Raw genomic sequence first — 19,005 nt, 5'->3', positions numbered from 1 at the left:
GGAGACGACGCATGAAGACCTTGCCGTTCCACCAGGTCGACGTTTTCTCCGCCGTTCCGTTCAAGGGCAATCCGCTCGCCGTGATCGCCGAAGCCGACGGCCTCGACGATGCGACGATGCAGCGGATCGCCAATTGGACCAATCTGTCAGAGACCACCTTCCTGCTGCGACCACAGGCGCCGGGGGCGGATTACCGCGTCCGCATCTTCACGCCGCAGCGCGAGCTGCCGTTCGCCGGCCATCCGACGCTCGGCTCCTGTCACGTCTGGCTCGCGCTGGGCGGCCAGGCGAAGGGCGAGCACGTCGTGCAGGAATGCGGGGCAGGCCTTGTGCGGATCAAGCGCGATGGCGCAAAGGAAAATACAAGGCTGGCGTTCGCGGCGCCTCCGCAGCGCCGCTCCGGCGAGGTCGAGCCCGAGCTAAAGGCCCGCATTGCGCAAGCGCTCGGGGTGACCGAAGGTTCATTCCGGGCCGCGCAGTGGGTCGACAACGGCCCGGGCTGGGTCGCAGTGCTGATGGGCTCACGCAGCGAGGTGCTGGCGCTGAAGCACGATGCGAGCATTCTCCCCAACCAGTCGCTCGGGGTTGTCGCTCTGTGGGATCCGGCAACTGACGGCACCGATGCGCAGTTCGAGGTCAGAGGCTTCATGGGCCGCGGCGGCGAGGACCCGGTGACCGGCAGTCTCAATGCAAGCCTGGCGCAATGGCTGATCGGGGCCGAAATTGCACCGAGGCAATATGTCGCCGCGCAGGGCACCGTGCTCGGCCGCGCCGGCCGTGTGCACGTGGCGCAGGACGGAGAGACGATCTGGATCGGCGGCGACGTCACGATCTGCGTGAAGGGGACGATCGGGGTCTAGGAACGACGTTGCGGAACAGGTCAGCACGTGTTGGGGCCGATACTGACCCAATACGTTCGCTTGTCGCCCCTGTGAAATCAGGGGCCCATAACCATCGGCCGGCGTTCGATGCGAGATGCCCGTGACATCTTTCATCGCAACAATTTCCGCTGCGGCGTATGGGTCCCGGATCGCCCTCGCTGCGCTTCCGCCTTCGCCTTTTAGGCTTCGGCGGACAAGCGCTTGTCCGGGACGACAGCTGTGAATGTCTTACGCCTCTCTGCTAACGCGACCGCGTCAGCGCGAGCCAGACGCCGCCGCCGATCATGAAGCCGCCGGAGATGCGCGACACCAGCCGCGTGCGTCGCGCCGAGAACAGCTTGCGCGCACGGCCCGCCAGCAGCGCATAGACACCATCGGTAAGGCCCGCGATCATCATGAAGGTGACGCCGAGGAGGGCGACCTGCGGGACGTGATCGCGGTTCATGTCCATGAACTGCGGCAGGAACGCGCCGAAGAACACCATGATCTTCGGATTGGACAACAGCACCAGAAGCCCCTGCAGGAAAAAGCCCCCGCGGGGCGGTGGTGGCGGCGCATCACTCGTCGCAAGGCCTTCGATCGGCGTGCGGATCAGCTTGACGCCGAGCCACACCAGATAGGCCGCTCCGAGCAACCGCACCCATTCGAACCAATAGCCCATCGTGGCCATCAGCGAGGTCAGGCCGATCGCGACGACGCCAATCGCGATCGCGAGCCCGGTCTGCACGCCGGCGATGTTGACCAGCGCCGCGCGGGTGCCGTGGCGCAAGCCATTGGCGATCAGCAGCGTGACAACGGGACCAGGCAACAGCGCCAGCGCGATGCAGGCGGCGACGAAAGCGAGATAGGCTTGCAGGGACATGGGCGGGGCTCGATGTTGTGATGAGGCGCATATTACATATTAATGCATGATGCAGGCGTGGAGGAAAGTGCGGCGCGCGGTGCGCTCCCCTCTCCCGTTCCTACGGGGATGCGACGAGCATCGCTCGCGCCGGGAGGGTTGGGCTGAGGGCTACTTCCCGCCGCCCAGCGCCGCCATCATCCAGCGCCGCACCTCGTGCGAGGCCAGGAACTGCTGCGCGGCATCCTGCAGCAAGGGCTGAGCCGCCCTGCCCTCGATCACCGCGACCATCAGGTCGCAACGGTGCGACAATGCGAAGCCGACCGCACCGTGAGATGCTCCGCCGGTTTCGAGATCATAACTTCGCGCACGCCCGCTGAGCTCGGCAACGCGCACCGCGCGGCCGGCTTCATGCGCAACAAAACGCGGGCTGATCAGGTCGATGTCGGCGACGCGATCCACTTCGTCATCATCGGCCACCCCGGTGTCGCAATTGCAGAAGCCGAGCTTGGCGCGAAGATAGATTTCACTGTCGGGAACGCAGGATGAAGATTGGCAGCGGAAGGCGCGTCCCGCCGGCCAGCCATCGCGCGGAAACGGCCAGGCGATCTCGCGCCAGCCGAGCTTGCCCATTCCAACATCGTCATGCCGCGCGGCACGCGACTGCACCATCTCGAACACGAACGCAGCCCAGGCGACGCTGATCGCAAGCAACGCGATGACGAGGAGCGGTTGCGGTCGCATGGCGGCCCGCTATTGCGGCGGCAGGCCGGCGATGGCGCGCGCCTCACCGGTCAGCTCGAGAATATGCAGGCCGGTGTTGGCGCGATCGACGGCATAGATATAGCCGCGGTCGTCGGTCTCGACATTGTTGGTCTGGATCGCAACCTTGCAGCGCTCCTCGCCCTCGATGGTGACACAGCGCTTATCGGTCTTGTCGGTGATCGAGGGGATGAAATAGCCAACCTCGCGCGGATGATAGGGGTCGCGAATGTCGAGCGCACGCACGCCGGCATTGAAGAAGGCGATGAGGGCCAGCTTCTTGTAGAAGACCGGGGCCATGCTCTCGTTGGATGAATGCGAGCCGAAGCGGCCGCCGCGGCTGCAGAAATGACCGCTCTCTTCCGGCACCGTATAGCTCGAAATCATCATCGGCCGCGTCTCCGTGGTGACGTCGGCGAACCACACCATCTGCCGCGGCTCGCCGCATTCGTTCTGAATCGCCTCGTCGACGATCATGACGATGTCCCGGCTTTGACCATCCTTGTCCCTGGCGTATTCCGCGATCGGCATGCCTTTCATCGGGAACGTGGTATGTGCGCCGTTGAAAGCCGACATCGGCAGGCGCGCGATCTCGGGATAACGCAAATTCTCCGGGGTCGGCTCCTTCGGCCCGTTCAACAGCTTGTCGCGATCGACGATCTGCAGCATGCCGCCCTTGTCGGTGCCGTAACCGAAATAGACCCGGTTACCCTGCGGCCCCAGCGAGATCGGCCCGTGCAATTCGGTCGGCACCGCGCCCGTCGCACCCGGCTCCTGGCCGGGCAGCCCGAAGTCGCGAATCTTGACCGGATGCGCGGGGTCGGAGAGGTCGTAGACCTGCGTCATGCGCCGCACGCGCCAGTCGGGGGCGCCTGACACTAGAAAGGCGATGCCGGTGTCACATTCCCACCAGCTCTTATGCGTGTCCTTCAGCCCACCGATGCGCGTGACCAACACCGGATTTGCGGGATCGGCAACGTTCCAGATCTCATGCGCCTCGCTGCCGAAGGTACGCAGCATGTAGACCGCATTGCGATCGCCCTTCGGCAAAGTCTTGCCATCGCAGACCCGCACCATCTGCGCGCCGCCGCCTTCATATTTGCCCTCCTGCCCCGGAATATGGTGCAGATAGCGCGGATGCGCGGGATCGGTCACGTCGACGATCGAGGTGCCGTTCGGCTCGGCCTTGCCCGTCAGCGGATTGACCGGATCAGGAACGGCATCGGTGCCGCCGTGATGGCCGATATAGGCGATCCAACGGTCGCCCTGATGATGGATGGTCGGCTGATAGGCGCCGCGCGCCTGCAGGTCATTGAAGCCGACCAGCTTCATGTTCGACGCCTCCGGCGGCGCTCCGATCACCTGCTGGGCTGACGTGGCAAAGGGCACCACGAAGCTGAGAACCAAGACCGCCAAGCCGACGCCGTTCCGCATGCGCGTCCACCCTTCTTTTCGTCACCGGTCTGATCGCCGGCTGGATCCGAAGTCTAACACGGCAAGAACCGGCACCGAACACACGCTCTTGACATGCAACCGAATGGTTGCCTATTTTGAAACGCATGGATGAGGTCTTCAAAGCACTGGCGGACGCATCGCGGCGGTCGCTGCTGGACAGGCTTCATGCCCGTAACGGCCAGACCCTGAACGAGCTCTGTGACGGCCTCGACATGACGCGACAGGCCGTGACCAAGCATCTTGCGATTCTGGAAGCGGCCAATCTGGTTACGACGATCAGGCACGGCCGCGAGAAGCTGCACTATCTCAACCCGGTCCCGATCCACGAGATCGGCGAACGCTGGATCAAGAAATTCGAGCGCGGCAAGCTGGCAGCGCTCAGCGAGTTGAAACGGCAATTGGAGAAACGCCATGAGTAGGCCGGAATTCGTCTACGTCACCTATATCGAGACCACGCCGGACAGGCTTTGGCAGGCTCTGACATCAAGCGAGTTCTCGAAGTCCTATTGGTTCGGCACCGAGCTACGATCCGATTGGTGCGTCGGCTCGCCCTTTGCGCTGGTGACGGACGGCACGACCAGCGACATCGGCGAGATCCTGGAATTCGACCCGCCGCGCCGCCTCTCCTATACCTTCCAGCACGTGCTGAGCGACGAATTTCGCAACGAGCGACCGACCAAGGTCGTGTTCGCGATCGAGCAGCACGGCAAATTCGTCAAGCTGACGCTGACCCATGAAGGCTTCGACGGCGCGCCCAAGTTGCTGAATGCGATCTCCAACGGCTGGCCGGCGATTCTATCGAGCCTGAAGAGTTTGCTGGAAACCGGCACCGCGCTGGCAATCCCGCGGTCGGCGCTCGGAAAGAAAGGCTGAGCCATGGATATCGCAAAGTTCAAGCCCGCCACCGTCTACACGATCTACATCGCCTCCACGCCCGAGAAGGTGTGGGAGGCGCTGACCTCGGCGGAGTTCAGCCGGCAATATTTCTTCGGCAATGCCATCGAAATCGATCCCAAGATCGGCGGCAGCTATATCGTGCGGACACCGGACGGCGCATTGCATATCAGCGGCGAGGTGATCGAATGCGATCCGCCGCGTAAGCTCACCGTCACCTTCAACGTCAATTGGCCAGCGCTGATCGAGGCGCTCGGACAGACGCTGGTCACATACGAGATCGAGCCGGCCGGCGACGCCGTCCGTCTCACCATGATCGAATCGCATGAGCGGCCGCTCCCCGACGACATTCTCGAAGGCGGCCGGCAGGGCTGGCCGGCGATCCTGTCCAGCCTGAAGAGCCTGCTCGAGACCGGTCGGCCGCTGGCGGTGAAGATGGCCCCGCCGGCGAAAATGCTGGCGGCGCTGAAGGCGATGGGGATCGCGGTGCCATGACGTACTCTGCGGGTCGTCCCGGCGAAAGCCGGGACCCAAACGCCGCGGACAAGCTAGCGCCAAGAACGTCGCAACTGATATCTCGCGAAACGACCCCGTCCTGTGGTTATGGGCCCCGGCTTTCGCCGGGGCGACAGTGAGATCGCTGACAGAGTATCAGGCCGCCACCGGCGCGACGATGCGGCGGTAGAGATGCCAGGTGGTGTGGCCGAGCACCGGCAAGGTGACGAGCAGCCCGAGGAAATAAGGCAGCGCCGAGACGATCAGCAAGACGACGATGATCGCGGCCCAGCCGATCATCGGCACCGGGCTCGTCACCACCGCGCGCACGCTGGTGATCATCGCGGTGACGAAGTCGACCTCGCGCTCGAGCAGCAACGGGAACGAGACCACCGTCAGCGAAAACAGGATCAGGGACAGCGCGGCGCCCTCGAGATTGCCGATCGCGAGGAACAAGAGGCCTTCGTTCGTGGTCAGCACAACCGTCAGGAATTCGCGCATGCTCGAGAACGAGGCGTTCAGCCCGAGCAGCAGCGCGATCAGCAGCCGCACCTGATACATCCAGACCACGAAGAAAAAGAGCGTCACGAACGCCATCCAGCCGATCTCGGCCCGCGAAGTGATGGTGCGCCAGATTGCGCCGAGCGAGATCGGCTGCTTGGCTTCGCGGCGGCGGCTCACCTCATAGAGTCCGATCGCAACGAACGGGCCGATCAGCGCAAAACCGGCCGCGAGCGGATAGGCCAGGTAGACCATGCCGAACGCGGTCAGGCACATCAGGATGCTGATGCCGCCCAGAACATAGAGACCGCCGAAGGCGAGTCCGTAGAACGGCTGCGCCTGGAAATCGCGCAATCCTTGCGTCAATGCTTCGGCGATGTCGGCCGTGGTGATGCGCCGCACCACGGGGTCGACCTTGCCTGAGACGGATGCTGTCATCGGCCTGCCCTCCCCTATGTCTATTTTGGAGGATGCTAGCAGCGGATGCGGTGCAATTTCAATTTGAACTTGTAAGGCGGATGGAGGCGTCCCGCGGCCGCTTTTTCCCTCGGCTCGCGGCCGACGCGCACCAAAAATGCGCGCGGGTGACGCTGAAGACTAGCCCCGCGCGCGCAACTCGCGCCGCAGCACCTTTCCGGTCGCCGTCATCGGCAGGGTGTCCGTGAACTCCACGTGCCGCGGATATTCGTGAGCTGCGAGCTTCACCTTCACGAAGTCCTGGATCTCGCGCGCAAGCTGATCCGTGCCGGCAAAGCCGGGCCGCAGCACGATCCAGGCCTTCACCGCTTCGGTCCTGACTGGATCGGGAATGCCGACGACGGCGGCCAGCGCCACCGCCGGATGCTTCAGCAAGGTGTCCTCGATCTCGGACGGGCCGATGCGATAGCCGGCCGAGGTGATGACATCGTCCTCGCGGCTCGCGTACCAGAAATAGCCGTCCTCATCCTGGGTGCCGAGATCGCCGGTCAGCAGCACGTCGCCGGCGAACTTCTTGGCCGTGGCTTCCGGATTGCGCCAATATTCGATCATGGTGCAGGGGTTGGGCTGGCGCACGCCGATGATGCCCCTGACGCCGCGCGGCAGCTCCTCGCCCCTGTCGTTGACGATCACGACCTCGAAGCCCGGCGTGGCCTTGCCCATCGAGCCAGGGCGGATCGGAAACAGTTTTGCGTTGTTGCCGACCACGAGATTGCACTCGGTCTGGCCGTAGATCTCGTGCGCATCGATGCCGAAGGTCGCGCGCACCCAACCCAGCAGCTCGGCGCCGAGCGACTCGCCGCCGGTCAGGATGCTGCGCAGCTTCACGCCCTCGTGCTTGACGTTCGCCTGCCGCATCAGCTTCAGCGCGGTCGGCGGCAGGAAGACATTGCGCACGGCATGATCGGCCATCAGCTGCATCGCTGCGTCAGGCTCGAATTTCCTGGCGCGATAGCCGACCACCGGTACGCCATGATACCAGGCCGGAAACAGTGCATCGAACAGGCCGCCGATCCAGGCCCAGTCCGCCGGCGTCCACATCACGTCGCCGGGCTTGGGCAGGAAGCCGTGCACCATCTCGACATTGGGCAAATGTCCGAGCAGAACGCGATGCGCATGCAAGGCGCCTTTCGGATTCCCCGTGGTGCCGGAGGTGTAGATGATGATGGCGGGATCGTCGGATGACGTCGCGACGGTCGGGAAGCGGTCCGAAGCAGCTTCGAGTGCCGGCCAGAACGGCTTGGCGCCCGCACCATCGCCATCCGTGACATAGATCGCCTTCAGCTCGGGCAGCCGGTCGCGGATCGCAGCCAGCTTGGCAAAGCCGCCGCTGTCGGTGACGACGACCTTGGCGCCGGAGTTCGCCAATCGGAATTGCAGCGCGTCCTCGCCGAATAAGGTGAACAGCGGCACGGAAACAAGGCCGGCGCGGAACGCCGCAAGATGGACGATCGGCAATTCCAGGGATTGCGACAGGAACACCGCGACGCGGTCGCCTTGCGCCAGACCATCGGCCTTCAGCACATGAGCGAAACGGCTGGAGAATGCGCGCAATTCGTCGAAGGAGACGCGCCGGGCGCTGCCGTCCTCCTCGACCACCGTCAGCGCGAGCCGGCCCGAGCCGTCGGCGTGGCGGTCGCAGCAGGCCACCGCGATGTTGAACTGCGCCGGAATCTGCCAGCGGAAATCACGGTAGAGCTGGTCGTAGTCGGACGTTTCCTTGAGCACCGTTTCCTCCGTCATGGCCGCGCTTGGCGCGGCCATCCACGTTCTTTCTCGTAACTCTAAAGACGTGGATGCCCGGGACAAGCCCGGGCATGGCGGTTTGGAAACAGTTCAGGCTTTGGCTGGGAGCGACTATCCCGCCAGCGAGGCCTTCACCAGAGCGCTCGCCTTGGCGAAATCCATCTGCCCGGTGTACTTGGCCTTCAGGGCCGCGATGACCTTGCCCATGTCCTTCATGCCGGCTGCCCCCGTCTCGGCGACGGCAGCTGATATCGCCGCCTTCACCTCGTCCTCGCTCATCTGCTTCGGCAGGTAGGCCGAAATGACAGTGATCTCCTCGCGCTCCTGGGCGGCGAGCTCGGCACGGCCGCCTTTCTCATAAAGCTCGACCGATTCCTGGCGCTGCTTGATCATCTTCTGCAGCACGGCGAGCACTTCGGCGTCGGTCAAGGGCGGCTTGCCTTCGCCACGCGCGGCGATGTCGGCGTTCTTCAAGGTCGAATTGACCATGCGCAGGGTGGAGAGCTTGCGCTCGTCCTTGGCCTTCATCGCCTCCTTGACCGCGGTATTGATGTCGTCGCGCAGCATGATCGTGCCCTCTTCAAGATCGTTCGGGCTGATCTAGGCGGTTCGCAGCCTCGAAACAACTCGGTTCCTGAGGCGTTCTGCCGATCTGGCATGCCAATTTGCCGGCCAAGTCCGCGGAAGACGTGCGGAAAACCGCCGTCTCCTGCTTTGACGCGGCCGTGCCGGGAGACTATGTAGAGGCCTCATGACACAGATCGATACTGACGCCGCCTGGTCGGACCCCAAGCCGACCGCGCTCCTCGTGCTCGCCGACGGCACGGTGCTGGAAGGCCATGGCCTCGGCGCCGAAGGCCACGCCGTGGGCGAGGTCTGCTTCAACACCGCGATGACCGGCTATGAGGAGATCCTGACCGATCCCTCTTATGCCGGCCAGCTCATCACCTTCACCTTCCCGCATATCGGCAATGTCGGCACCAACGACGAGGATATCGAGACGGTGAACATGGCGGCGACGCCGGGTGCACGCGGGGTGATCCTGCGCACCGCGATCACCGATCCCTCGAGCTACCGGAACACCCGCCATCTCGACCAATGGCTGCGCGCCCGCGGCATCATCGGCCTGTCCGGCATCGACACCCGCGCGCTGACGGCGCTGATCCGCTCCAGGGGCATGCCGAACGGGGTGATCGCGCACGCCAAGGACGGCAAGTTCGACCTCGATGCGCTGAAGAAGGAAGCGCGGGAATGGCCGGGCCTGGAAGGCATGGACCTGGTGCCGATGGTCACCTCCGCCCAGCGCTTCACCTGGGACGAGACGCCCTGGGTGTGGAACGAAGGCTTCGGCCGCCAGACCGCGCCCGAATTCAACGTGGTCGCGATCGATTACGGCATCAAGCGCAACATCCTGCGCCTGCTGGCCGGCGTCGGCTGCAAGGTCACGGTCGTCCCCGCCACGACCTCGGCTGAGGACATCCTGGCGATGAAGCCGGACGGCGTGTTCCTCTCCAACGGCCCCGGCGATCCGGCCGAGACCGGGAAATATGCCGTGCCGGTGATCCAGCAGGTGATCTCCTCGGGCACGCCGACCTTCGGGATTTGCCTCGGCCACCAGATGCTGGGGCTCGCCGTCGGCGCCAAGACCAAGAAGATGCATCAGGGCCATCACGGCGCCAACCACCCGGTGAAGGACGAAACCACTGGCAAGGTCGAGATCACCTCGATGAACCACGGCTTCGCGGTCGACCAGGCGACGCTGCCCGCGGGCGCCACCCAGACCCATATCTCGCTGTTCGACGGAACCAATTGCGGTATCCAACTGGAGGGCAAGCCGGTGTTCTCGGTGCAGTACCACCCCGAGGCCTCGCCCGGTCCCCGCGACTCGCATTACCTGTTCCAACGCTTCGCCGAGCTGATGCGGGAGAAGAAGCGCGCCCGCGCGTAAGCCGCCCCCATCGTAGATTCAGGCAACGCAGATTTCAGGTAACGCCCGGGCCCGTTCCCGGGCGTTTGCTTTTGTGATCGCGGCACGCGAGTGGAACGTGCCGATCTGACCTCGGTTGATCCGAGCTTAGGCTTGGATCGTCCGGAGGCCCCGCATGTCTGCGATCAAGGAGAAGATCGAACCGCTGACCGTCGTCTTCGAGGATGACGGCCTGGTGCCGAACAATCCGATGCCGTTCCTGGTCTATAAGGGCGCGGTGGCCATTGGCGGCGGCGATCCCGAGCAGACGATCGAGCAGCTGTTCGGCGCCAACGGCTGGGGCGACATGTGGCGCAATGGTATCTTCGATTATCTGCATTACCATTCGACCGTACATGAGGCACTCGGCGTGGCTCGGCGCGGGTGCGCTTCGGCGGCGACAACGGCAAGGACTTCGATCTCGCGCCCGGCGATGTCGCCATCCTGGCCGCCGGCACCGGCCATCAATGCATGTCCGCGAGCGATGATTTTTCCGTGGTCGGCGCCTATCCGCCGGGGCCGAAGATGCAGATCACCCGGCCGACACCGGAAAACCATGCGAAGGCGCTGAAGACAATTCCGCAGGTGCCGCTGCCGAAGACCGACCCGGTGATGGGCAAGGACGGTCCGCTCACAAAGTTGTGGCAGCCCACTCACGTACAATAAAGCCCGTACAGCGTCTGCAGCACCGCCCGGACCTCCGGGCTCACCAGCCGATAATAGATGGTCTGCCCGTCACGACGGGTCGCCACCAGGCCGAGAGCACGCAGCTTGCTGAGGTGCTGCGACAGTGCGGCCGGACTCAAGCCCGCATTCCCGGCCAGCTCGCCGACCGACCGTTCGCCGTCGATCAGCTGACAGAGCACAACGAGCCGCCGCGCATTGGCCATCGCCGCAAGCAGGCCTGCGACTTCCTCGGCCTTGCTTTCCAGCTCGCCTAGATGTGAACCCTTGCGGCTGCGATTGCTTTGCATTTTCATGCCGCTTACTTTATCATATTCGAAGATACGAATTTAAGCGAATGTACTTGTTCCAGATGATCACTCCATTCACCCCCGGCGCCTCCTTGGCAGGCGGTGTCCTCATTGGACTGTCGGCCGTGATCCTGATGGCCTTCCTGGGCCGCATTGCCGGCGTGAGCGGCATCGCCGCACGGCTGCTGGGTCCAATGAGCAGCGATGCTGCCAGCGGGTTGGCGTTCATTGCGGGCCTCGTCGGCGCTCCGCTTGTCCTTCGGCTGGCCTGTGGGGCTCTGCCCCCACTCGTCATCGGGGCCGGCAACCTCGCGTTGGTGGCTGCGGGCCTGTTGGTCGGCTTCGGCGCAGTCTGGGGCAACGGCTGTACATCGGGACACGGGATCTGCGGAATCTCACGCCTATCGCGTCGCTCGATGGTGGCCACGCTGGTCTTCATGGGCATGGGATTTGCGACGGTCTTCATCATTCGGCATGCGATCTAAGCGTCAAGTGTCACATGACAATCTTGATCCAATTCCTCGTCGGCCTGCTGTTCGGGTTGGGGCTGCTGCTGTCCGGCCTTTCCAACCCCGCGAAGGTTCTGAATTTCCTCGATCTGGCGGCCATCGACAAAGGGGCGTGGGACGGCAGTCTGATATTCGTGATGATCGGTGCCATCGCGGTGACGTTCACCGGATTCCGCTTGGTACTGAGGCGGCCGCGCCCGATTCTGGCAAGCAGCCACCTGCTGCCTCCGAGGCGCGGGCTCGATCGGCGCCTCGTGGCGGGAGCGGCCATTTTTGGCGTCGGCTGGGGGCTCGCCGGCATCTGCCCGGGTCCCGCCTTTGTCGATCTCGGCTACGGTTCAGCCAAGGCGATTCTCTTCGCGATCGCGATGTTGGTTGGCATGGCGACCGCGCGGACTCTGGCAGCTCGTCGTGTCACGGCGGCAACTCCCGCTTTGAGTAACGGAGCATGAAGATGTTCGAGATCCCCCACCCCGTTGATCTCTCCGTGAAACCGGAGGTTACGCCATTTTTCGACCCGACCACCAACACCGTCAGCTATGTCGTCGCGGACCCCACCTCACGCGCCTGCGCCGTGATCGATTCTGTGATGGACATCGACTATGCCTCGGGCCGGATCGCCCATCGATCTGCCGACGCGATCGTGGACTTCATCAAAGGGCGTGGGCTTGAGCTGCAGTGGCTGATCGAGACCCATGTCCATGCCGATCATTTGTCGGCCGCGCCCTACATCCAGTCCAAACTTGGCGGCAGGATCGGCATCGGCGAAAACATCAGGATCGTGCAGGAGACCTTCGGCAGGATTTTCAACGAAGGCACCGAATTCCAGCGTGACGGCAGCCAGTTCGACCGGCTGTTCAAGGATGGCGACACCTACCAGATCGGCGGGATGACAGCCTTCGCGATACATACGCCGGGTCACACGCCGGCCTGCATGACCCATGTGGTCGGAGACGCGGCGTTCGTCGGCGACACGCTCTTCATGCCCGATGGCGGTTCGGCGCGGGCGGATTTCCCCGGCGGCGATGCCCGTCAGCTCTACCGCTCGATCCGGAGGGTGCTGGCGCTGCCACCCGAGACCCGTCTGTTCATGTGCCATGATTATGGACCGAACGGCCGCGCCGCCCGTTGGGAGACCAGCGTGGCCGACCAGCGTGCCCACAACATCCATGTGCGCGAGGGCATCAGCGAGGACGAATTCGTGGCGATGCGTGAAGCACGTGACCGGACGCTGGCGATGCCGACCCTCATCATCCCTTCGCTGCAGGTGAACATGAAAGGCGGGCAGCTGCCGGTGGCCGACAGCGGCGGGCGGCGATTCCTCAAAGTTCCGCTCGATACCTTGTAAACTTGACCGGCTGCGCGCCCCGCAGCCCTATCGGTGCACTTGCTCCCGCCAAAGCGGCGGCGCCTGCTTGCGCAACGTTGGAGTATCCTCATGATTGCCCTGCCCGCCGCTCAGCTCGCCCTGGGCTCGCTCTCCGGCTCCTTGGTCGGCTTCACGCTGGGGCTGATCGGCGGTGGAGGCTCTGTGCTGGCGGTGCCACTGATGGTCTATCTGGTCGGGGTCAGCAGCCCGCATGTCGCTATTGGGACCAGTGCCGTCGCGGTCGCGGTCAATGCTGCTGCCAATCTCGCCAACCACGCCCGGGCTGGGCACGTGAAATGGCCCTGCGCGGTGGTGTTCGCGGCAGCCGGCATCGTCGGCGCTTTTGCCGGCTCGACCTTCGGCAAGATGATCGATGGCCAGAAACTGCTGCTGCTGTTTGCGCTGGTCATGATCATCATTGGCATACTGATGTTGCGCAGGCGCAGCGGGGACGGAAATCTGTCGGTGGTGTTGAACCGCGACAACCTCGTTCCGCTCCTGGCCTTTGGCTTCGGAGGCGGTGCCTTGTCGGGCTTCTTCGGCATCGGTGGTGGCTTCCTGATCGTGCCCGCCCTGATGTTCGCGACTGGAATGCCGATCCTGTTCGCGATCGGATCCTCGCTGGTATCCGTCACAGCGTTCGGATTGACGACGGCGGCGAACTACGCCGCCTCGGACCTGATCGACTGGCCGCTCGCCCTCGTGTTTCTCGCCGCGGGCGTGGTCGGCGGCTTGGTGGGCGCGCGGCTTGCGACCAACTTGTCGGCCAAGCGCGGCGCACTCAACAAGATCTTCGCGATCATGATCTTCGCGGTCGCCGCCTACATGATGTATCGGAGCTGGACGGCGCTCGGCCATGCAGCATAGCAGCGGGCGCTTGAAGCACCCGCTACGCCGGTCATTGACTGTCAGGCTGCGTTGCTCCCCTCCTGGCGGCTTGCCTCGAACAGGAACCAAGTGCGGCGCTCGGTCTCGTCGATGAAGGTTTCGAGCAGGCCCGCCGTGGCAGGATCGTCATTGTCGTCGCAGAGTTCGTGGGCTTTGCGCATCGCGGCGGCGATGTGCTTGTTGTCCTCCATCAACTCGCGCAGCATTTCGCGCGGCGGGACATACTCCTCGTTGTTGTCCTTGATGGTCTGCAGCTTGCTCACCTCGCTGATCGAACGCAGCGTGGTGCCGCCGAGCTTGCGCACCCGCTCGGCAAGCTGGTCGGTGGTGGCGAAGATCGCGTCCGACTGCTCGTCCAGCATGAGGTGATAATCATGGAAGTGGCGGCCGCTGACGTGCCAGTGGAAGTTCTTGGTCTTGAGGTACAGCGCGAAGCTGTCGGCCAGCAACGTGTTCAGTGCCGCCGAGATCTTGTTGACCGCGTCGGGCGCGAGATCCGTCGGGGTGTCGAGATCGCTTTTGTCAGTCTTTGCTTTACTCACGGTGGTACCTTCCTGTTAAAGCAGGCCATGGACAGGGGTGACGGGACCCGTTAACGCTCGCTGGCCTCCCCGGTTCCGTCACAGGAACTCAATTCGAAGCTCGCGGGACCATGGACGACTGGATCGACTATTACGATTCCACGCACACGATTTACGCGAGCAAGCGGCATCGTAACCTCCACTTCGAGGTGATCGCGCGGGACATCATCGGCTACATCAGCTCGCCTGATGCGGTCGTGCTGGATTATTCCTGCGGCGAGGCTCTGTCGGCCGGCAAGGTGGCCGACGCCTGCGCCATGCTGATCCTGGCCGAACCCGCTCCCGGCGTGCGCGGGCGGCTGATCGCCCGCTATGCCCCCAACACCAAGATCCGGGTACGCTCGCCCGACGAGTTGCGCGGGATGCCGGAAGCCTCCGTCGACCTCGTCGTGATGAACTCGGTGGCGCAATACATGACCGCGGCCGAGCTCGACGCGGCGCTCGGCGTCATTCGCCGGCTGTTGAAGCCGACCGGCCGCTTGGTACTAGGCGACATTTTGCGCCCCAATGTCGGCATGGCCCGCGATGTGATCGCCCTTCTGCGCTTTGCCGGCGCCCATGGGTTCCTGAAGGACGCCCTGGTCGGTCTCGCCGCCACCGCGCTGTCGGATTACCGCCAGCTGCGGACCAAGATCGGCCTGCAGCGCTACGGCGAGGCCGACATGCTCGCCAAGTTGAAACAGGCGGGCTTCAGCGCGGTGCGCGCGCCGAAGAATATCGGCCACAATCCCTGGCGCATGACCTTCGTGGCGAGCCCTGCGCTGGGCGCGCCGCAGGCCGAAGCCGAATTAGGGTTAACTGAAGCATCGGGTAGCTTCGGGAGCCGTGAACGGTAAGATCGCCCTTGGCCCGGTGGCGGAAGCTTCGACGCGAAGAGCGGTGCAACGCTCTTGAACCTGGTTCAAGTCCAGGCCGGGCCTCCAGCCTGCGCGCCTTTGGCGTTTCGGCTGGGCAAGCCGGTTTCGCCCTAAAAGCCGCCTCATCGCAGGATCCGGCCAAATTGGCCGTTGATTTCGGCCCAAAACCCTTTCCGATGCTGGGAAACTGGTCTAAGAACCGCCCGCGCGCGAGGTCTGGTCGCGCCTTGGCCTTCGGGGACGCGCGTCACGCGCGCCCTTTTTTTGTGCCTAATTCCTGCCCGCGAGATTGAATGCCGAAACGAACCGACATCTCCACCATCCTGATCATTGGCGCCGGTCCGATCGTGATCGGCCAGGCCTGCGAATTCGACTATTCCGGTACGCAGGCGGTGAAGGCGCTCAAGGAAGAGGGCTATCGCGTCGTCCTCGTCAATTCCAATCCGGCCACCATCATGACCGACCCGGAATTGGCGGACGCGACCTATATCGAGCCCATCACGCCGGAGATCGTCGGCAAGATCATCGAGAAGGAACGCTACGTCGTTCCGGGCGGTTTCGCGCTGTTGCCGACCATGGGCGGCCAGACCGCGCTGAACTGCGCGCTGTCCTTGCGGCGCCAGGGGACGCTGGAGAAGTTCGACGTCGAGATGATCGGCGCGACCGCTGATGCGATCGACAAGGCGGAAGACCGCCAGCTGTTCCGCAACGCGATGGAGAAGATCGGGCTGCAGACGCCGAAATCGCGTCTCGCCAACGCCTCGGCGCTGAAGAAGCAATATCGCGACAAATATCTCGCCGAGCGCGAGAAGCTGTCGGGCGCCGAGCGGGACGAGCTCGATCGGCAATGGACGCTCGGCGAGAACGAGCGTCGCAAGCGCTACCAGGAACACGCGCTCGGCCAAGCGCTGATGGCGCTGTCCGAGATCGGACTGCCGGCGATCATCCGCCCCTCCTTCACCATGGGCGGCACCGGTGGCGGCATTGCCTACAACAAGGAAGAATATCTCGACATCATCGAGCGCGGGCTCGACGCCTCCCCCACCAACGAAGTGCTGATCGAAGAATCGGTGCTGGGGTGGAAAGAATACGAGATGGAGGTGGTCCGCGACAAAAAGGACAACTGCATCATCATCTGCTCGATCGAGAACCTCGATCCGATGGGCGTGCACACCGGGGATTCCATCACGGTCGCACCGGCGCTGACGTTGACCGACAAGGAATATCAGATCATGCGCGACGCCTCGCTGGCGGTGCTGCGCGAGATCGGGGTGGAGACCGGCGGCTCCAACGTGCAGTTCGGTGTCAACCCGGTCGACGGCCGCATGGTCGTGATCGAGATGAATCCGCGCGTGTCGCGCTCCTCGGCGCTGGCCTCCAAAGCCACCGGCTTTCCGATCGCCAAGGTCGCGGCCAAGCTCGCGGTCGGCTACACCTTGGACGAGATCGCCAACGACATCACCGGCGGCGCCACCCCGGCGTCGTTCGAGCCGACGATCGACTACGTCGTCACCAAGATTCCGCGCTTTGCCTTCGAGAAATTCCCGGGCGCCTCGTCCACGCTGACGACGTCGATGAAATCGGTCGGCGAAGTGATGGCGATCGGCCGCACCTTCCAGGAAAGCCTGCAGAAGGCGTTGCGCGGTCTCGAGACCGGCCTGACCGGCCTCGACGAGATCGAGATCGAGGGGCTCGGCCGCGGCGACGACAAGAACGCCATCCGCGCTGCCCTCGGCACGCCGACGCCGAACCGCATCCTGCAGGTGGCGCAGGCGATGCGGCTCGGCTGGTCGGATGAGGAGATCTTCAATTCCTGCAAGATCGACCGCTGGTTCCTGGCGCAGATGCGCGGCGTCGTCGAGATGGAGGACAAGGTCCGCAAGCACGGCCTGCCGCCGAATGCGTCCGCCATGCGCGGCCTGAAGGCGATGGGCTTCTCCGACGCCCGTCTTGCGGTGCTCGCCAATACGACCGAGGCCGAAGTCGCCGCCAAGCGCCGCGCTCTCGGCGTGCGCCCGGCCTATAAGCGGATCGACACCTGCGCGGCCGAGTTCGCTTCGCCGACGGCCTATATGTACTCGACCTATGAAGCGCTGTTTGCGGGCAAACTCGCCGACGAAAGCGCGCCATCCAACAAGAAAAAGGTGATCATTCTCGGCGGCGGACCGAACCGCATCGGCCAAGGCATCGAGTTCGACTATTGCTGCTGCCATGCCTGCTTTGCGCTTGCCGACGTCGGCTACGAGACCATCATGATCAACTGCAACCCGGAGACGGTGTCGACCGACTACGACACCGCCGACCGGCTCTATTTCGAGCCGCTCACCGCCGAGGATGTACTGGAGATCATCGCGACCGAGCGCACGAACGGCACGCTGCATGGCGTGATCGTGCAGTTCGGCGGCCAGACCCCGCTCAAGCTTGCACACGCGCTGGAAGCTGCCGACGTGCCGATCCTCGGCACCTCGCCCGAGGCGATCGATCTCGCCGAAGACCGCGACCGCTTCAAGCGGGTGCTCGACAAGCTGCACCTGAAGCAGCCGAAGAACGGCATCGCCTATTCGGTCGAGCAGGCGCGGCTGGTCGCGTCCGATCTTGGTCTGCCCTTGGTGGTGCGCCCATCCTACGTGCTCGGCGGCCGCGCCATGCAGATCATCCGTGAGGACAACCAGCTCGGCGATTACCTGCTCGGCACCCTGCCGGAACTGGTCCCCGGCGACGTCAAGGCCCGCTATCCGAACGACAAGACCGGCCAGATCAACACGGTGCTCGGCAAGAACCCGCTGCTGTTCGACCGCTATCTGTCCGACGCGACCGAGGTCGACGTCGACTGCCTCTCCGACGGCAAGGATACCTTCGTCGTCGGCATCATGGAGCACATCGAAGAGGCCGGCATTCACTCCGGCGACTCCGCCTGCTCGCTGCCGCCCTACTCGCTGGATGCGACCATGATCGCTGAGCTGGAGCGGCAGACTCGTGAGCTCGCGCTCGGGCTCAACGTGGTCGGGCTGATGAACGTGCAATATGCGATCAAGGACGGCGATATCTATGTGCTTGAGGTCAACCCGCGCGCCTCGCGCACGGTGCCCTTCGTCGCCAAGGTCGTCGGCACGCCCGTGGCGAAGATCGCAGCGCGAATCATGGCCGGCGAGAAGCTCGCCGATTTCGACTTGAAGAAGCGCGAGCTCAAGCACGTCGGCGTCAAGGAATCCGTCTTCCCGTTCGCGCGCTTCCCCGGTGTCGATACGGTGCTGGGTCCCGAAATGCGCTCTACCGGCGAAGTGATGGGCGTCGATCGTTCGTTCGCGGTCGCCTTCGCCAAGAGCCAATTAGGCGGCGGCACCCGCGTGCCGCGGCGTGGCACCGTGTTCGTCTCGGTACGCGAGAGTGACAAGCATCGGATCACCGAGGTGGTCAGGATGTTGCACTCACTGGGCTTCAAGGTACTGGCGACGTCGGGCACCCAGCGCTTCCTCGTCGATCACGGCGTGCCGGCCGAGAAGATCAATAAGGTGCTGGAGGGGCGGCCGCACATCGTCGACGCCATCACCAACGGCGACATCCAGCTCGTCTTCAACACTACCGAAGGCCCGCAGGCGCTGGCCGATAGCCGTTCTCTGCGGCGCGCTGCCCTCTTGCATAAAGTGCCATATTACACCACTCTTTCCGGCGCCGTGGCGGCAGCACAGGGCATCCGCGCCTATCTTGGCGGGGACCTTGAGGTCCGCACCCTGCAGAGCTACTTTTCCGAAAACTGATCGCTGCCGGCGCCCGAGCGCCCGCTAAGCGATTGGCAATTTTCGGCAATA

At 64.0% G+C, this 19,005-nt stretch carries 19 protein-coding genes, 1 tRNA gene and 1 pseudogene; 13 read left to right on the top strand and 8 right to left on the bottom strand.

Translation table 11 applies throughout. The features are described 5' to 3' along the window. The first annotated feature begins 11 nt into the window (after positions 1–11). On the top strand, positions 12–860 hold the full coding sequence (locus QX071_RS07655) for a PhzF family phenazine biosynthesis protein (protein WP_315701459.1): 849 nt from the start codon (positions 12–14) through the stop codon (positions 858–860). A 262-nt stretch (positions 861–1,122) separates the two neighbouring features. Here QX071_RS07655 and QX071_RS07650 read toward each other — a convergent pair whose 3' ends face one another. The 3 genes from QX071_RS07650 to QX071_RS07640 form a co-directional block, all read right to left on the bottom strand. Next, complete coding sequence (locus QX071_RS07650; RefSeq protein WP_315701460.1) at positions 1,123–1,743, bottom strand: LysE family translocator; 621 nt, start codon at positions 1,741–1,743, stop codon at positions 1,123–1,125. Between the two features lie 150 nt (positions 1,744–1,893). After that, on the bottom strand, positions 1,894–2,466 hold the full coding sequence (locus QX071_RS07645) for a hypothetical protein (protein WP_315701461.1): 573 nt from the start codon (positions 2,464–2,466) through the stop codon (positions 1,894–1,896). Between the two features lie 9 nt (positions 2,467–2,475). Then, positions 2,476–3,918 carry a hypothetical protein gene (locus QX071_RS07640; protein WP_315701463.1) on the bottom strand — a complete coding sequence of 481 codons (1,443 nt, stop codon included), beginning with the start codon at positions 3,916–3,918 and terminating at the stop codon, positions 2,476–2,478. Between the two features lie 125 nt (positions 3,919–4,043). Here QX071_RS07640 and QX071_RS07635 point away from each other — a divergent pair, with 125 nt between their 5' ends. Genes QX071_RS07635 through QX071_RS07625 form a run of 3 tightly spaced genes read left to right on the top strand, consistent with a single transcriptional unit; the run spans position 4,044 to position 5,328 of the window. Then, positions 4,044–4,358 carry a metalloregulator ArsR/SmtB family transcription factor gene (locus QX071_RS07635; protein WP_315701464.1) on the top strand — a complete coding sequence of 105 codons (315 nt, stop codon included), beginning with the start codon at positions 4,044–4,046 and terminating at the stop codon, positions 4,356–4,358. Further along, positions 4,351–4,812, top strand: coding sequence for an SRPBCC family protein (locus tag QX071_RS07630; protein ID WP_315701465.1), 462 nt, complete (start codon positions 4,351–4,353; stop codon positions 4,810–4,812). The genes QX071_RS07635 and QX071_RS07630 overlap by 8 nt, the downstream gene beginning before the upstream one ends. Before the next feature lie 3 nt (positions 4,813–4,815). Continuing rightward, the gene (locus QX071_RS07625; RefSeq protein WP_315701466.1) at positions 4,816–5,328 is read left to right on the top strand and encodes an SRPBCC family protein; all 513 of its coding nucleotides are present in this window, start codon (positions 4,816–4,818) and stop codon (positions 5,326–5,328) included. A gap of 156 nt (positions 5,329–5,484) precedes the next feature. Here QX071_RS07625 and QX071_RS07620 read toward each other — a convergent pair whose 3' ends face one another. The 3 genes from QX071_RS07620 to QX071_RS07610 all read right to left on the bottom strand — a co-directional run bounded on the left by QX071_RS07620 (position 5,485) and on the right by QX071_RS07610 (position 8,619). Continuing rightward, positions 5,485–6,267, bottom strand: a complete 783-nt coding sequence (locus tag QX071_RS07620; RefSeq protein ID WP_315701467.1) for a DUF2189 domain-containing protein — start codon at positions 6,265–6,267, stop codon at positions 5,485–5,487. A gap of 159 nt (positions 6,268–6,426) precedes the next feature. Continuing rightward, entirely contained in the window at positions 6,427–8,034 is a 1,608-nt protein-coding gene (locus QX071_RS07615) for an acyl-CoA synthetase (RefSeq protein ID WP_315703099.1), read from the bottom strand. Positions 8,035–8,163: 129 nt separating this feature from the next. After that, a complete protein-coding gene (locus QX071_RS07610) occupies positions 8,164–8,619 on the bottom strand; it encodes a GatB/YqeY domain-containing protein (protein WP_315701468.1) in 456 nt (151 codons plus the stop codon). Positions 8,620–8,803: 184 nt separating this feature from the next. Between QX071_RS07610 and carA the strand changes: the two genes are divergently transcribed. Together carA and QX071_RS07600 are read left to right on the top strand one after the other, a co-directional pair. Beyond that, positions 8,804–10,000: a glutamine-hydrolyzing carbamoyl-phosphate synthase small subunit gene (carA, locus tag QX071_RS07605; RefSeq protein WP_315701469.1), complete on the top strand. Its 1,197-nt coding sequence runs from the start codon at positions 8,804–8,806 to the stop codon at positions 9,998–10,000. A gap of 154 nt (positions 10,001–10,154) precedes the next feature. Continuing rightward, a pseudogene (locus tag QX071_RS07600) lies at positions 10,155–10,684 on the top strand (hypothetical protein). Here the strand turns inward: QX071_RS07600 and QX071_RS07595 are convergent. Then, positions 10,672–10,998 (bottom strand): metalloregulator ArsR/SmtB family transcription factor, encoded by a 327-nt coding sequence (locus tag QX071_RS07595; RefSeq protein WP_315701470.1) that lies wholly within the window; start codon positions 10,996–10,998, stop codon positions 10,672–10,674. The pseudogene QX071_RS07600 and the gene QX071_RS07595 overlap by 13 nt on opposite strands. Positions 10,999–11,039: 41 nt before the next feature. Between QX071_RS07595 and QX071_RS07590 the strand changes: the two genes are divergently transcribed. From QX071_RS07590 to QX071_RS07575, 4 genes are all read left to right on the top strand, one after another. Further along, on the top strand, positions 11,040–11,477 hold the full coding sequence (locus QX071_RS07590) for a YeeE/YedE family protein (protein WP_315701471.1): 438 nt from the start codon (positions 11,040–11,042) through the stop codon (positions 11,475–11,477). Positions 11,478–11,491: 14 nt separating this feature from the next. Further along, entirely contained in the window at positions 11,492–11,953 is a 462-nt protein-coding gene (locus tag QX071_RS07585; protein WP_315701473.1) for a DUF6691 family protein, read from the top strand. 2 nt (positions 11,954–11,955) lie between these two features. Continuing rightward, on the top strand, positions 11,956–12,849 hold the full coding sequence (locus tag QX071_RS07580) for an MBL fold metallo-hydrolase (RefSeq protein WP_315701474.1): 894 nt from the start codon (positions 11,956–11,958) through the stop codon (positions 12,847–12,849). A 90-nt stretch (positions 12,850–12,939) separates the two neighbouring features. After that, positions 12,940–13,737 (top strand): sulfite exporter TauE/SafE family protein, encoded by a 798-nt coding sequence (locus QX071_RS07575; RefSeq protein ID WP_315701476.1) that lies wholly within the window; start codon positions 12,940–12,942, stop codon positions 13,735–13,737. 41 nt (positions 13,738–13,778) lie between these two features. Here QX071_RS07575 and QX071_RS07570 read toward each other — a convergent pair whose 3' ends face one another. After that, complete coding sequence (locus QX071_RS07570) at positions 13,779–14,300, bottom strand: DNA starvation/stationary phase protection protein (RefSeq protein WP_315701477.1); 522 nt, start codon at positions 14,298–14,300, stop codon at positions 13,779–13,781. A 110-nt stretch (positions 14,301–14,410) separates the two neighbouring features. On the opposite strand from QX071_RS07570, the gene QX071_RS07565 reads away from it, so the two are divergent. From QX071_RS07565 to carB, 3 genes are all read left to right on the top strand, one after another. After that, the gene (locus tag QX071_RS07565) at positions 14,411–15,175 is read left to right on the top strand and encodes a class I SAM-dependent methyltransferase (protein ID WP_315701478.1); all 765 of its coding nucleotides are present in this window, start codon (positions 14,411–14,413) and stop codon (positions 15,173–15,175) included. A gap of 10 nt (positions 15,176–15,185) precedes the next feature. Then, positions 15,186–15,262 (top strand) — tRNA-OTHER (locus QX071_RS07560). 227 nt (positions 15,263–15,489) lie between these two features. Beyond that, positions 15,490–18,954 (top strand): carbamoyl-phosphate synthase large subunit, encoded by a 3,465-nt coding sequence (gene carB, locus QX071_RS07555; protein ID WP_315701479.1) that lies wholly within the window; start codon positions 15,490–15,492, stop codon positions 18,952–18,954. Positions 18,955–19,005: the final 51 nt, after the last annotated feature.

It is taken from the genome of Bradyrhizobium sp. SZCCHNS1022, from assembly GCF_032484835.1.
Classification (GTDB): Bacteria; Pseudomonadota; Alphaproteobacteria; order Rhizobiales; family Xanthobacteraceae; genus Bradyrhizobium.
The sequence above is the reverse complement of the archived record's forward strand: the minus strand, read 5'-3'. Positions and strand labels throughout refer to the sequence as shown.

What these genes read in the sequence shown, in the direction of transcription:
- QX071_RS07595 (WP_315701470.1), bottom strand. Translation starts at nt 10,998, where the DNA reads ATGAAAATGCAAAGCAATCGCAGCCGCAAGGGTTCACATCTAGGCGAG.
- QX071_RS07575 (WP_315701476.1), top strand. Translation starts at nt 12,940, where the DNA reads ATGATTGCCCTGCCCGCCGCTCAGCTCGCCCTGGGCTCGCTCTCCGGC.
- QX071_RS07585 (WP_315701473.1), top strand. Translation starts at nt 11,492, where the DNA reads ATGACAATCTTGATCCAATTCCTCGTCGGCCTGCTGTTCGGGTTGGGG.
- QX071_RS07635 (WP_315701464.1), top strand. Translation starts at nt 4,044, where the DNA reads ATGGATGAGGTCTTCAAAGCACTGGCGGACGCATCGCGGCGGTCGCTG.
- carB (WP_315701479.1), top strand. Translation starts at nt 15,490, where the DNA reads ATGCCGAAACGAACCGACATCTCCACCATCCTGATCATTGGCGCCGGT.
- QX071_RS07610 (WP_315701468.1), bottom strand. Translation starts at nt 8,619, where the DNA reads ATGCTGCGCGACGACATCAATACCGCGGTCAAGGAGGCGATGAAGGCC.
- QX071_RS07630 (WP_315701465.1), top strand. Translation starts at nt 4,351, where the DNA reads ATGAGTAGGCCGGAATTCGTCTACGTCACCTATATCGAGACCACGCCG.
- QX071_RS07580 (WP_315701474.1), top strand. Translation starts at nt 11,956, where the DNA reads ATGTTCGAGATCCCCCACCCCGTTGATCTCTCCGTGAAACCGGAGGTT.
- QX071_RS07640 (WP_315701463.1), bottom strand. Translation starts at nt 3,918, where the DNA reads ATGCGGAACGGCGTCGGCTTGGCGGTCTTGGTTCTCAGCTTCGTGGTG.
- QX071_RS07590 (WP_315701471.1), top strand. Translation starts at nt 11,040, where the DNA reads ATGTACTTGTTCCAGATGATCACTCCATTCACCCCCGGCGCCTCCTTG.
- QX071_RS07650 (WP_315701460.1), bottom strand. Translation starts at nt 1,743, where the DNA reads ATGTCCCTGCAAGCCTATCTCGCTTTCGTCGCCGCCTGCATCGCGCTG.
- carA (WP_315701469.1), top strand. Translation starts at nt 8,804, where the DNA reads ATGACACAGATCGATACTGACGCCGCCTGGTCGGACCCCAAGCCGACC.
- QX071_RS07565 (WP_315701478.1), top strand. Translation starts at nt 14,411, where the DNA reads ATGGACGACTGGATCGACTATTACGATTCCACGCACACGATTTACGCG.
- QX071_RS07620 (WP_315701467.1), bottom strand. Translation starts at nt 6,267, where the DNA reads ATGACAGCATCCGTCTCAGGCAAGGTCGACCCCGTGGTGCGGCGCATC.
- QX071_RS07645 (WP_315701461.1), bottom strand. Translation starts at nt 2,466, where the DNA reads ATGCGACCGCAACCGCTCCTCGTCATCGCGTTGCTTGCGATCAGCGTC.
- QX071_RS07625 (WP_315701466.1), top strand. Translation starts at nt 4,816, where the DNA reads ATGGATATCGCAAAGTTCAAGCCCGCCACCGTCTACACGATCTACATC.
- QX071_RS07655 (WP_315701459.1), top strand. Translation starts at nt 12, where the DNA reads ATGAAGACCTTGCCGTTCCACCAGGTCGACGTTTTCTCCGCCGTTCCG.